The organism is Bacillus sp. NPDC094106 (assembly GCF_044764345.1).
In the GTDB taxonomy this organism is placed as follows: Bacteria; Bacillota; Bacilli; order Bacillales; family Bacillaceae_G; genus Bacillus_A.
In genome coordinates this window covers 243,227-256,784 of record NZ_JBIWHY010000002.1, presented here as the reverse complement: position 1 = coordinate 256,784, position 13,558 = coordinate 243,227, and the positions used below count along the sequence as shown (strand labels likewise).

The window sequence follows — 13,558 nt, the reverse complement described above, 5'->3', positions numbered from 1 at the left end:
TGCTTGGAAGGCTTCTTCTTATTTTTCTTTATTTGCTCGGTTTTTATGAGCCGGTCTTTGTCTAAGAAATTGAGAGAGCATATACAAAATATAAAGAGGAATGGCAATGAATAGAAATACAGACATGTTACCAAAACTTGTTTTATACATTGTATAAATAATGCCAATTAAAAATAATGTAATAATGATACTATATCGTGGAATTGGCACATCTTTTAAACTTGGAATGCGAATGCGACTTACCATTAAAAATGCAAACGTTACAAATACTGTAATGAGAACAATTTTTGGGATGGTATGTGAGAACAATGTTAAGAAAGCAACAAGTCCTCCCGCTGCAGTAATAGGGACACCAGTGAAATACTTCATAGAAGTAGACGAAGGTGTAACATTAAATCGTGCTAAGCGATATGCCCCAAAAAGAGGGAATAGTCCTGCTATGTATAGTCCGATAATCCCATAATTTGAAAAAGATGTGTAGTACATTAAAACAGCCGGTGCAGCTCCAAATGTTACAACATCTGCTAGTGAATCAAGCTCTTTCCCCATTTGGGAATCAACACGTAGTAAACGAGCAACTCGACCATCAAGACTATCTAACATCATCCCGATTAGTACTAAAATAGCAGCTGATTTATAATATCCTAAAGATGCATAGCCGATTGACAAAAATCCGCTATATAAATTTCCGAGCGTAAATAAGTTTGGAATTGCTGCCCTATACAAATTCTGATCCCTTGCTTTCTGTAATAAATTCTTAATTAGTTTATGAAAGTTTACTTATTTTATCATACCATAAATTTCTTTCTCGTACGAAAAAAGTTCCCAATTTATGAAAGATTTCATGGAAGGCACCATTGAGGATGAAATCACTGGATAAAATAATAAAAAAGGAGCAACTCCAAGTTGTTATCATGTGAAGTTGCTCCTTATATTATTCAAATTTGGTCATCATTGTTCCGGTTTTGTATTGATTGTTAGGATCGAATCGTAATAAATCTCCATAGATAAGCTTATCGGAGTAGTTCAATTCGGTCTTTGCTTTTTCAATATATGGCTGACATATCGCGGAATCAATCGGTTCACCTGTACTTTTTTGGTAACACATATTTTTTGTATAAATATACTCATTTGTTACGAAGCTACCGTCACGCATAACGATAAGTGGATCTTTTTCTTTTATAAATAAGTCAGTCCCAAACTCGATTGATTGATTCGTTTTAATACCAAGTAAATGAAGCAATGTCGGTTTAAGATCAATTTGTCCAGATACTTTAGAAATGACTTTCTCTTCTTGACCAGGCACATGAATAATAAGAGGGACGCGTTGCAGTTGCATAGAATCAAACGGTGTAATAGATTCTTTCCCAAGGAATTGAGCCATAGCTGCATTATGATTTTCAGAAATTCCGTAATGATCTCCATAAATGACGATAACTGAATTATCGTATAACCCTTCTTCTTTTAATCGATTAATAAACAATTTAAGAGCTTCATCTGTGTAGCGGACTGTCGGGAAATAGCGATTTAAAACGCCGCTTTCAGAATTAAACTCGTCAATATCTCGGTCCTCTGGGTTTAGAAGAAATGGGAAATGATTTGTTAATGTAATGAATTTTGTATAAAACGGTTGTGGTAAAGATTTTAATTTTGAAATAGATTGTTCAAAGAATTCTTTGTCTTTTAATCCCCAACCAACAGACATTTGTTCAGTACCTACATAATCGTTTAAATTAAAGTAACGATCATATCCAAGTGCTGGATACATTACATCGCGATTCCAAAATTTCTTATCATTTGAATGGAAGACAGCAGAATAATATCCATATTTTTTTAATTGCTCAGGTGTTGCAGTGTACTCATTCTTTGCATGAGTAAAGAACACAGAACCACGATCTAATGGATAGAGTGAATTTTCAACAATAAATTCAGCATCAGATGTTTTACCTTGTCCAGTTTGATGATAAAAGTTATCAAAGTAGTAACTATCTTTTATAAATTGGTTTAAAAATGGAGTGATTTCTTTTCCATTTATTGTTTTGTTAATGACAAAACTTTGTGTGGATTCCATTGAAATTAAAATTACATTTTTTCCTTTTGCAGCTCCAAATAAGTTTTTGTCAACTTGTTTATCTTTTGAATTCACGTAGTTTTTAATTTCCGAAAACTCATCTCCACTTGCGAATACACGCTCTGTAGAAGATTTAGACTGAAGTGCGATATCAAATAGATGATACGTGTATAAACCGAGATTTTTCACTACAGTTTGACGATCAAAAGAACGTGAAAACAGCTGCGGTTTATAAACAACAGAAATAATAATTTGTAGTGCTAATAGAGCGGTGACACCACTAAAAAAGCTTCTTTTTTCAGATTTAGATAATGGTGTTGTATCACAAAAGTTTGGAAACTTACGTGAAATGAATATTAAGATAATGGCGTCTGCAAATAGAAGCAATGTTTTATACGTAAATAGTTCTTTAATACTTGTTCCTAAATCAGCCATGTTATTTGTTTGGAATAAAACAGGAAATGTGACAAAGTCATTATAAAACCCGTAAAACATTGCGTTCCCAAATAAAATAAATGACAGTATAAAGCTGATTCCAATAATAATTCGATTTCGATATTTTGATGCTAACAATGCTAGACCAAAAAATAAAAGCAAGGAAGCTAGCGGATTAAATAGCAACATAATTTCTTCGGAAAAGTTATCAATTTTAATATCGAAAGCTAGCTTGTATACAATATATGTTTTGATCCATAATAAAACGACTGCAACAAGTGCAAATCGTAATTTTGGAAATAAATGTTGTAGCATAATATACTCCTTTCCTACTATTATGACAGTTCTAGTGATTGCATTTTTATGAATAGAGGTTTCACTTTATATATACGAACAGCCGTATGTGATTATTATACTATGTGTACCATTATACGAGAACAAAACAGAATTGTGGACGCTTTTTGTAATAATCGAGTAGAAAAAGAGAAGTAGGAGACAATAAAGTGAAACTTGAATGAGCGGGGGGCATCATCCACTCATTATTAGTCTTCACTAGTCGAGCTTTTGCGGGCAGTTTATTTTTTATCTATATATACATCAATTAAAAAACCGACATAAAACCCCTTTTTTAGGTGGGAGGGAGCATCTATTCATGCATAGAAACGGTCAGGTCCTTTTTCTATACATGCGAAGTAAAAACAGAAAGAGTAAACGAGTGTAGGTTGCTTTTTATTCTGCATAGCAGGGATTTAGATGTCGAAAAATTAAAATGAATTTATATAACTTCTTTGCCTTCGTTAAATTTTGAAGTGAAGTGTTGCTGTCCGCCAATAGTGGGAAAAACATCGCATAAGGATACGGAGGTCATGATGAAAAAGTTACTGTGTTTCGTACTATGTAGTGGTCTTATAATGTTTTCTTCTCCAGTGGTGATTACGGCACAATACGATTTACCGTTAATGGAGGATGCTCTCTATTCTGTATTATTTCCACAAATAAATGCAGCGATTGAAAAACATTATGGAAAACTAAAGCCATATGATTGTCCAAAAATAGTTAGCATAAAAAAAATTTATAGTGGTACATATTTATTTCAAGCAGTAATTGAAGTGACGAAGTATGAATCAGGGATAGGAGGGAAAGTGCTTCCGCCATTTGAAAAAATAAGTATTACGTTTAATAATGAAGAGGGAGAATGGACTGTGACGAAGGTGACTATAAAGCGTTTACCAAATGATACAAAGCTAAATTGCAAAAAACCAATATAAAAAATTGTTTGACAAATAATTTATTCCTTTGGTATTGTTAATAGCAATATAAGATGTTTGAAAATTGAATAGATTTACCTCATCTACTCTCAAAGGTAGAGGCCGCAATAGGAAAGAGTAAGCTATGGGAGATTTAGTGGAATCTGTGATCATAGATTGAAAGGGACTATTGCCGAAATATAAGAATGACCACATTATTCATATATTGGGACTGCATTGAATAAATGTAGTACTGTCATAAGATTTATTTTTATGGAGAGCTATTTGGAGATGTTGATGCGGTTTCTTATTTGAGAAGATAACAACTAGTTTATTTTTTCAATATACATTATTCCTAATAAGAAACGCGTGTGAACATTGTTCCGCGCGTTTTTTGTTTATCTAAAAGCGTGCTGCAATGAATAGAAGATTGGGGTTATGAGTTTTAGAGGAAATAAGGGAGGAATTGAAATGTATTTACACGGCACAAGTCGGATCAATGAGCAAGGACACTTAGAAATTGGAGGGTGCGATACAACGCAATTAGCAAAAGCATATGGAACACCACTTTATGTGTACGATGAGGTTACTATTCGGGAAAAATGTCGCGCATTCCATCGTGCGTTCCAGGAAAGTGGATTCTCTTACCAAGTAGCATATGCAAGTAAGGCGTTCTTGTGCATGGAGATGTGCCGAGTAGCTCGTGAAGAAAATATGTCTTTAGATGTTGTTTCTGGAGGAGAGCTATATACAGCTTTGCAAGCGGGTTTTCCAGCATCTCGTATTCATTTTCACGGAAATAATAAAACGGAAGAAGAGATGATAATGGCCCTGCAAGCAGGCATTGGTTGTTTTGTAGTGGATAATTTCTTTGAGCTAGAAGTATTGCACGATTTAGCAGTGCAGTATGGAAAAATTGTCAGCATATTAATTCGTGTGACACCTGGGGTAGAGGCGCATACACATGAATATATAACAACAGGGCAAGATGATTCGAAATTTGGTTTTGGGGTTTCTACTGGTCAGGCGATACAGGCGATTCAAATGGCATTAGAGAAGTCAAATTATAACGTGTTAGGTATTCACTCGCACATTGGCTCACAAATTTTCGAGACAGCAGGGTTCGTTCGAGCAATTGAAGTGTTACGTAACTTTTTAGAAGAAATAAGAGAACAAACAGGGTATATAGTAACAGTGTTAAATGTTGGCGGAGGGTTTGGAATTCGCTATACGGAATCTGATACACCCCTTACACTTGAAGCGTATGTGCTTGCGGTAACGAATGCGGTGAGGGAACAATTTACAACATGTGAGTATCCACTTCCTGAAATATGGGTTGAGCCTGGGCGAAGTATTGTTGGCGATGCAGGAACAACGCTTTATACAGTAGGAGCGGTAAAAAATATCCCAGGTATTCGTAAATATGTTTCAGTTGATGGTGGAATGACAGATAATTTAAGACCGGCATTATATGGAGCGCGTTATGAGGCGATGCTAGCAAATCGGGGAAATGAAGAAAATGAAGAAGTTGTTTCGATTGCAGGAAAATGTTGTGAGAGCGGAGATATGCTTATTTGGGACATAAATCTTCCGCAAGTTGTATCCTCTGATTTACTGGCAATCTCTTGTACTGGAGCATATGGGTATTCTATGGCGAATAATTATAATCGTATTCGCAGACCAGCTGTAGTATTTGCAAAAGGTGGAACATCACAAATTGTTGTGGAACGTGAAACATATGAAAATATAATTGGAAACGATCGCATACGTATTAAAGAGCTTGTTTAAATGATAAAAGGAGTTGTTCGAATGGAGCAACTCCTTTTAAAATATATATTGGAAAACTAGGGATGAGAAAATCAGAATTGTGATAAAATACAAATCTTATCAAGAGAAGCAGAGGGAATTGGCCCTACGAAGATTAGCAACCTGCTTATAGTAGCAAGGTGCTAAGTCCAGCAAAATGGCATCCATTTTTAAAAGAGCTAGATAGAAAGGTGCATGTGGGATATATAAATCCATTTTAATTTTTCGGCATCTAAATTCCCTGCTATGCAGAATAAAACGTAACTTACACTCGTTTGCTCTTTCTGTTTTTACTTCGCATGTGGCAGAAAAAGACCCTAACCGCTTCTATGCATGGTCAGATGCTCTTTTCCATCTAAAAAGAGTGAGTTTATGTCGGTTTTTTAATTGATGTATATATAGATTTCATAAGTATGAAAATGTAAAATAAATTCTCCTTTACAAGTATAGTAATATATTCTATAATCACAAGTAACTTCAATATATGAAATCGATGAGCAAGAAGAGTACGTATATTTGATGCGTTCAGAGAGCTGGGATAAGGTGTGAGCCCGGTACGATAAAATATACAGAATGGGCTTGCGAGAGGTATGCTGAACATTTTAGTAGGCAACCCGGGTTCTGCCGTTAAAAGGATAGGGTATCGGAGTTTTCCTGTACCTGAACAAGTGGGGTTTTTGATCCAATTGAGGTGGTACCACGGTATTCTATTACATATATCGTCCTCTACATGCAGCGTAGCATGTAGAGGACTTTTTTATTTTCTAAAGGAGGTGTGCGAGTATGAAGTGAAAGTGTATAATTAAGAAAAGTGCAAATATTCAAAAAGGAGAAATTATTTATGAAAGAAACACAGCAATGGACGTCGAAAATTGGTTTTGTACTCGCGGCAGCCGGGGCCGCAGTAGGACTCGGGGCGATATGGAAGTTTCCGTATGTTGCAGGTAATGGCGGAGGGGGAGCATTTTTTCTAGTCTTTTTATTATTAACTATATTTATTGGTATGCCCCTTCTTTTGGCTGAATTTGTTATTGGGCGTAGTACACAAAAAGAAGCGGTTACTGCATACAAAGTACTCGTGCCGAATAGTAAACTATATCCATGGATTGGTCGCATGGGAGTTGTCACTTGTTTTAGCGTATTATCTTTTTATAGTGTAGTAGGTGGCTGGATTTTATTATATTTATATTATAGTGTGACAGGTCACTTTTGGAGTGGGTCAGTGGAATATGGAAAATTGTTTGAACAAACAATTTCCAATCCAGCTAGTGCAGTTGGAGCTCAGTTGATTTTTATGCTTTGCACAATTTTTGTTGTAAGTAAAGGTGTAGAGAAAGGGATAGAAAAGGCAAGTAAGTATATGATGCCGCTATTATTTATTTTATTTATTGCCATTATTATTCGTGCTCTTACACTTGATGGTGCATGGGCTGGTGTTGAGTTCTTCTTAAAACCAGATTTTTCAAAGTTAACAGCAGATACTGTTTTGTACGCGATGGGACAATCCTTCTTTTCATTAACAGTAGGGGCTTCGGTAATGGTAACATATAGTTCATATTTAAAGAAGGAAGAGCATTTAGCAAAATCAGCGACATCGATTGTGAGTTTAACGGTATTTATTACAATCCTTGCGGGGCTTGCGATATTTCCAGCAATCTTTGCGTTAGGGGTTAAGCCGACAGAAGGGCCAGGTTTATTATTCATCATCCTTCCGGCTGTATTTGCTAAAATACCATTTGGACAATTTTTCTTTATTATGTTTTTGATTTTATTCTTCTTTGCAACATTAACTTCTGCCATTTCAATGCTCGAAATTGTTGTTGCTTCCGTAGCGAAGGATAATGCGAAAAAACGTCCTTCTGCATCATTGATCATTGGATTACTCATTTTTGCATTTGGAATTCCAGCGGCATTGTCATTTGGAATTATGAGTGATGTAAAGATATTTGGAAAAACATGTTTTGATTTAGTGGATTTTGTGGTAAGTAATGTCTTGCTTCCGTTAGGAGTACTAGCAATTTCATTGTTCGTACCGAATAAAATGAGTAAGGATTTATTAATGAAAGAATTAGAAGTTACAGAAACAAAAGGGAAAACATTATTTAACGTTTGGTTCTTCTTACTGCGTTATATTATTCCAATAACAGTTGTGGTTGTATTTTTAAATGCAATTGGTATATTTAAGATTTTCACAAAGTAAAAAGGCAGGGGATAAACCCCCGCCTTTTTATTTTATAATCCGATATAAGGAGAAGGATCTACTGCGTTTGTTTTACCTACATTCCATTCTCCAATATGAAGTTCGAAATGTAAATGCTGTCCGTAAGATTGACCTGTATTCCCCATGAATCCTAATTGTTGACCTTGTTTCACAGTTTGTCCATTAGATACAGAGCGGCTGCTCATATGAGCGTATACAGTTGTGTAAGTTTTACCATTTATACGATGTGATAAGTATACAACATTTCCGTAACTAGAGGATAATTCAGATCGAATGACAACACCATCGGCAGCAGCTATAATCGGAACTGTTCCAGAAGCGGCAATATCAATGCCTTTATGATTATCTATAGAGCGAGCACCAAATCCAGAAGTTTTTGAGCCAGCAGCTGGTTTAATGAATCCGCTTTTATTTGTATCTTGTGGTGTTGGAGCGGCTTGTCCGCTTTCTTTAGCGGAAGCAGTAGCTTGCTTTTTGGCTTCTTCTGCTTTACGTGCTTCCTCCACACGTTTTTCTTCTTCAATTGCTTTTTGAACTGCTTGTCGCTGGTTCTCTAAAATGCTTTTTGATTCTTCTAAGCCTTCAATCTCTGAATCTACTTTTGATACTTTAACGTGTAAATCGTTAATGAGAGCTTGTTGCTGCTGCTGATTTGCTTGTAATTCTTGTTGTTTTTGTTCTAGCTTGTGCTCAGATTCTTTCAATTGTTGTTCTTTTTTTTCAACAGCTTCTTTCTCAGATTTTACAGTTTCTTGATCTTGTGTCTGTTTTTTTACGATGTCTGTATCGTTATTTAAAATCAAACTAACGGAATACATATTATCAACAAGGTCTACGAGGTTGTTTGAATTCGTTAATACTTCAGTTATGATATTTGTTCGCGGTTTTTCTTGCATAGATTGTAATCGTTTTTTAATAACTTCTTGACGTGTGTCAATATTCTTTTGTAATTGTTCAATGTGTTTCTTTTTCTCAGTAATGATTTGCTGTGTTTTGCTAATTTCTTTTTTTGTATCGTTTAAATCAGCTTCATTTTTATTAATGGAAGTTGTTAATTCATCGATTTTCTTCTGTAACTCTTGTATTTCTTTCTCCATCTGTTCTTTTTCTGCCGATTTATTATGTAATTCTTGTTGTTTTCCTTCTAATTCTGATTGTATTGTAGATAATTTATCTTGACTTGTTTCTGCGTGTACTGGTGAAAGCAACGGAGAAACAAAAAGAGTTCCTGCTGCTAAAACGCTAAAAGCTGCAAATTTCTTATTCATTGGTGTCTAGCTCCTTTCCCTATGATTGTATATATCATAATAAGAAGAATGCTGTCTATTATTGTAATCATAATGTAAAGAAAAATTTATAAAATTGCTGATTTTTGTCGGAATTAAGGGAATTTTTTGCCTATATTGGTATGTTCTGTTGTGAAAATAATTAGAAGAAATGTTGATATACCTTGTAGGGAATCGTTCTCATGTTAGGTTTTCTTACATCAGGTCGTTTTTTGTCAAGAAAATTATTTATATTCACGCAAACTTATTTTGTTGTCAGATTTCATTTTTTGCTTTATCATTTTTAACAGGGGCAAATGTAGTGAATTGTCGAATAATATGTAATACTCTTAATTTCTTGGTTTATAGAAATAGAGAAAGGTAGAGTTATAGCATCTTTAGAAGGGGGTTACAGCAAGTATGAAAAGAATTGGACTTGCATGGCAAATTTTAATAGGGCTTGCGCTTGGTATTGCAGTTGGGGCAATTTTTTATGGCAATGCAGAAGTAGCAAAGTTTTTACAACCAATTGGTGATATTTTCATTCGATTAATTAAAATGATTGTTGTGCCGATTGTCGTAGCGAGCATTGTTGTTGGGGTTGCTGGTGTTGGTGATGTGAAGAAGCTAGGGCGATTAGGCGGAAAGACAATTCTTTATTTTGAAATCATTACAACAATTGCAATTGTTCTTGGCCTACTGGTGGCGAATATTTTCCAACCAGGAAAAGGCGTGAATATGGATCAGTTAACAAAGACGGATATTTCAAAATATACATCTACAACAGAGCAAGTACAGAGCCATTCGTTTGCGGATACATTTGTAAATATTGTTCCGACAAATATTATGAAGTCGTTAGCTGATGGTGATATGCTTGCCATTATTTTCTTCTCTGTATTATTTGGTTTAGGGATTGCAGCAATTGGGGAAAGAGGAAGACCCGTTCTTCAATTTTTCCAAGGTGTAGCAGATGCAATGTTTTACGTGACAAACCAAGTAATGAAATTCGCACCGTTTGGAGTATTTGCATTAATTGGTGTAACAGTTTCTAAATTTGGTCTTTCGTCATTAATTCCATTAGGAAAATTAGTTATTGTCGTTTATGGATCTATGATATTCTTCGTTGTAGTTGTATTAGGGCTTACGGCGAAATTATTTGGAATTAACATATTCCAGTTCTTTAAGATTTTAAAAGAGGAGCTTATTTTAGCTTACTCTACAGCAAGTTCGGAGACGGTTTTACCAAAAATCATGGAGAAGATGGAGAAGTTCGGTTGTCCGAAAGCGATTTCATCTTTCGTTATTCCGACTGGTTACTCATTTAACTTAGATGGCTCTACATTATATCAAGCAATTGCGGCAATTTTCTTAGCACAAATGTATGGTATTCATTTATCAATCACAGAGCAAATTACATTAATGCTTGTATTAATGGTTACATCTAAAGGGATTGCAGGTGTACCTGGTGTATCATTCGTTGTATTATTAGCAACACTTGGTACGGTAGGCATTCCAGCAGAAGGTTTGGCATTTATCGCAGGTATTGACCGTATTTTAGATATGGCACGTACAGCAGTTAACGTAGTAGGTAACTCTTTAGCAGCTGTTGTTATGTCTAAGTGGGAAGGTCAATATGATGAAGAAAAAGGACAAGCCTATTTAAAAGAGATTTCAGAAAAGCAAGTAGCGTAATAATTATTGTAAAAGCCCTCGCATAAAATGTGAGGGCTTTTTTGCATAGAAAAGAGGAGAGAATAATGAAACGGAAATACGGAGACGGTTCTTCATGGAAACGGTTAATAGAGAAAAGATATGAAGTGAAGACAATAGAGCAAGGCATGTTAGGGATACTGCATATGAAAAAAGTGAAAGAGCCTAGTTACAAGCAATATAATAATCAAAAACTTTGCATTGTCAATGATGGATACACATGGGTGCAGTACTTCATAAACGGTAAAAATTTTGCAATTACAGCTATGCTAAATGAAGAACAGAAATTAGTACAATATTATATTGATGTAGCAAAAGAGTTTGAAATAGATGAGAGAGGTATGCCATATTTCGATGATTTATATTTGGACGTAGTGTTATTACCTAATGGTGATGTATATTTGCTGGACGAAGATGAATTAGAAGAGGCCTATATAGATGGAGATATTTCTAAAGAAGAATATAACGTAGCGTGGGATACGGTAAAATGGCTTCTCGAAGTAATTGAAAAAGAAAATTTTCCTTGGATTACAATTCTAGAAAAAGAAATTCGAAAATTAAAGTGACCATTTTCTTTTCAAGATGCTCATGTATTCGTGTTTTTGTAAATATCAAAAAATACCAATTATTTTTATGCAAATAATAATTGACTTTTGATTTGTAAGCGAGTAAAGTTAGGGAAGAAATGATTATCAAAAATAAAATATGAAACCTTCTTATAAAGAGAGGCGGAGGGACTGGCCCTACGATGCCTCGGCAGCGGACTCAAGATGAGTGCTGTGCCAAATCCAGCAAGCATGTGCTTGAAAGATGAGAAGAGTGTTTCTTATAGATGTATAAGACCTCTTCTTTTCGGAAGAGGTCTTTTGTTATTGATTAGAAAAGGTTTAAAACTAGGGAGAGATGATACTTTGAAAGAAACGAGAGGAAATGGTTTAGCTTTATTGCCGCTTGGAATATTTTTGGCACTATTTATTGGTTCTGGAATTATTACAGGTGATTTCTATAAATTACCGATACTCGTAGCGATTTTAATTGCTGTAGGGGTTGCTTTGGCAATGAATCGTAAAGAAAGCTTTACAGCAAAAGTTGAACGGTTTGCCAAGGGCGCTGGTAATCCGGATATTATGATTATGGTGTTAATTTTTGTACTTGCAGGTGCATTTTCTGAAACAGCAAAAGGAATGGGTGGAGTTGACTCTACAGTAAATTTAGCGCTGTCTATTTTGCCGCAAGGGTTTATCGTTGCAGGAATTTTTGTTATAGGGGCCTTTATTTCATTAGCAATGGGAACTTCGATGGGAACGATTGCCGCGTTAGCACCAATTGCAGTAGGGATTAGTCAGCAAACCGATATTTCTATTGCATTAACAATGGGAACAGTTGTTGGCGGTGCGATGTTTGGTGACAATCTATCATTTATTTCTGATACGACAATTGCAGCGGTTCGTTCACAAGGAACTGAAATGAAAGATAAATTTAAAACAAACTTTTTAATTGTGTTACCAGCTGCAGTTATTACGATTATATTATTAGTTTTCCTTACATTAGGAAACCATACGGAAATGAAAGCTCATACGTTTGATTGGGTGAAAATCTTGCCATATGCAGGTGTGCTTATTACAGCGTTACTTGGGTGTAATGTTCTTGTTGTATTAACAGGTGGAACGGTTTTATCAGGAATGATCGGTTTGATAGATGGAAGCTATACATTGGCAAGTTTCTTTAAAAGTGTAACAACGGGAATCGGTGGCATGATGGAGTTAGTACTATTAGCAATTTTAATTGGCGGAATGGTTGAAATCATTCAATATAATGGTGGTATTCAATATTTGATGAATATATTAACATGTAATATTCGCTCGAAAAAGGGTGCAGAGTTTGGGATTGCTGGCTTAGTTAGTATGACGAATATGTGCACAGCAAATAATACAATCTCTATTATTTTCACTGGACCACTTGCGAAAAATATTGCAGATCAATACGAAATTGATCCACGAAAATCAGCAAGTGTATTGGATCTTTTCTCATGTTGTGTACAAGGATTAATTCCATATGGAGCACAAATGTTGACGGCAGCAGGATTTGCTGCAGTATCTCCAATTGAATTGTTACCATACGCATTTTATCCAATTTTAGTTGGGGTATGTGGTATAGTTTCTATTCTAATTGGTTTTCCTCGATTTTCAAAAGTAGCGGAAAAAAAGCAATATCATAAAACAGCATAGCTTTCATGTAAATAGTGTAGAATAAAAAACGCTCAGACAATAAATACTGGGCGTTTTTTTGTTACTTATAAATCTTTCTTTAAATAGTAATGTTTATAATCTCTTCCTACATTATCAAGGACACCAAACTCCTGATAACCGTGTTTTTTATAAAAATCTAATGCCTGAAAACTTAAAGTATCTACTTTTATGAAGTCACAATTTTTCTCTAAAGCGATTTTTTCTACTTCTAACAATAATTGAGATCCGTATCCTAATTTACGGATGTCTTCATCAATCATAAGAGTATGAATCTCTAACCAATTCCAGCAAACCTCACCTAATAGTCCTCCGTGAACTTTGTCATTTTCATCTTTAAGAAATAAATGAATTTCTGAGTATCTTCCTCTTAAATCTGGTGGGAAATGTTTTAAATTATATTCGTAAAGTGCATTGTTTATATAGTTTTTATCGGTAGTATTCATTTCTTTTGTAATATGTAAATTCATGATATATGTCTCCCTTTATTTGGATATAGAGTAGATTTGAAATAAAATCGGACTATGCAATGTTGGTTTAATTGAACTATCTCCTTA

10 protein-coding genes, 3 riboswitches and 1 other annotated feature are annotated in these 13,558 nt (G+C 34.9%); of the genes, 6 read left to right on the top strand and 4 right to left on the bottom strand.

The window, feature by feature from the left end; translation table 11 throughout:
- Positions 1 to 18 precede the first annotated feature (18 nt).
- Together pssA and ACIQ7L_RS04135 are read right to left on the bottom strand one after the other, a co-directional pair.
- Positions 19 to 726 (bottom strand): CDP-diacylglycerol--serine O-phosphatidyltransferase, encoded by a 708-nt coding sequence (pssA, locus tag ACIQ7L_RS04140; RefSeq protein WP_097897313.1) that lies wholly within the window; start codon positions 724 to 726, stop codon positions 19 to 21.
- 208 nt (positions 727 to 934) lie between these two features.
- Entirely contained in the window at positions 935 to 2,821 is a 1,887-nt protein-coding gene (locus ACIQ7L_RS04135; RefSeq protein WP_400566873.1) for an LTA synthase family protein, read from the bottom strand.
- A gap of 554 nt (positions 2,822 to 3,375) precedes the next feature.
- On the opposite strand from ACIQ7L_RS04135, the gene ACIQ7L_RS04130 reads away from it, so the two are divergent.
- The 3 genes from ACIQ7L_RS04130 (at position 3,376) to ACIQ7L_RS04120 (ending at position 7,759) form a co-directional block, all read left to right on the top strand.
- Positions 3,376 to 3,774, top strand: coding sequence for a DUF3888 domain-containing protein (locus tag ACIQ7L_RS04130; RefSeq protein WP_400566871.1), 399 nt, complete (start codon positions 3,376 to 3,378; stop codon positions 3,772 to 3,774).
- A gap of 88 nt (positions 3,775 to 3,862) precedes the next feature.
- Positions 3,863 to 4,045: riboswitch (Lysine riboswitch) on the top strand.
- Between the two features lie 179 nt (positions 4,046 to 4,224).
- Positions 4,225 to 5,541, top strand: a complete 1,317-nt coding sequence (gene lysA, locus ACIQ7L_RS04125; RefSeq protein ID WP_400567141.1) for a diaminopimelate decarboxylase — start codon at positions 4,225 to 4,227, stop codon at positions 5,539 to 5,541.
- A 93-nt stretch (positions 5,542 to 5,634) separates the two neighbouring features.
- Positions 5,635 to 5,744: riboswitch (SAM riboswitch) on the top strand.
- Positions 5,745 to 6,043: 299 nt separating this feature from the next.
- Positions 6,044 to 6,289, top strand: a binding site (T-box leader).
- A gap of 111 nt (positions 6,290 to 6,400) precedes the next feature.
- On the top strand, positions 6,401 to 7,759 hold the full coding sequence (locus tag ACIQ7L_RS04120) for a sodium-dependent transporter (RefSeq protein ID WP_400566868.1): 1,359 nt from the start codon (positions 6,401 to 6,403) through the stop codon (positions 7,757 to 7,759).
- Between the two features lie 32 nt (positions 7,760 to 7,791).
- Here ACIQ7L_RS04120 and ACIQ7L_RS04115 read toward each other — a convergent pair whose 3' ends face one another.
- Positions 7,792 to 9,048 carry a murein hydrolase activator EnvC family protein gene (locus tag ACIQ7L_RS04115; protein ID WP_400566865.1) on the bottom strand — a complete coding sequence of 419 codons (1,257 nt, stop codon included), beginning with the start codon at positions 9,046 to 9,048 and terminating at the stop codon, positions 7,792 to 7,794.
- 417 nt (positions 9,049 to 9,465) lie between these two features.
- Here ACIQ7L_RS04115 and gltP point away from each other — a divergent pair, with 417 nt between their 5' ends.
- From gltP to ACIQ7L_RS04100, 3 genes are all read left to right on the top strand, one after another.
- Complete coding sequence (gene gltP, locus ACIQ7L_RS04110) at positions 9,466 to 10,737, top strand: glutamate/aspartate:proton symporter GltP (RefSeq protein ID WP_097897307.1); 1,272 nt, start codon at positions 9,466 to 9,468, stop codon at positions 10,735 to 10,737.
- Positions 10,738 to 10,802: 65 nt separating this feature from the next.
- A complete protein-coding gene (locus ACIQ7L_RS04105) occupies positions 10,803 to 11,321 on the top strand; it encodes a ribonuclease FAU-1 family protein (protein ID WP_400566863.1) in 519 nt (172 codons plus the stop codon).
- 147 nt (positions 11,322 to 11,468) lie between these two features.
- Positions 11,469 to 11,572: riboswitch (SAM riboswitch) on the top strand.
- 94 nt (positions 11,573 to 11,666) lie between these two features.
- Positions 11,667 to 12,983 carry a Na+/H+ antiporter NhaC family protein gene (locus ACIQ7L_RS04100; protein ID WP_400566861.1) on the top strand — a complete coding sequence of 439 codons (1,317 nt, stop codon included), beginning with the start codon at positions 11,667 to 11,669 and terminating at the stop codon, positions 12,981 to 12,983.
- A gap of 65 nt (positions 12,984 to 13,048) precedes the next feature.
- On the opposite strand, the gene ACIQ7L_RS04095 is transcribed toward ACIQ7L_RS04100, so the two are convergent.
- The gene (locus ACIQ7L_RS04095) at positions 13,049 to 13,471 is read right to left on the bottom strand and encodes a GNAT family N-acetyltransferase (RefSeq protein WP_400566859.1); all 423 of its coding nucleotides are present in this window, start codon (positions 13,469 to 13,471) and stop codon (positions 13,049 to 13,051) included.
- Positions 13,472 to 13,558: the final 87 nt, after the last annotated feature.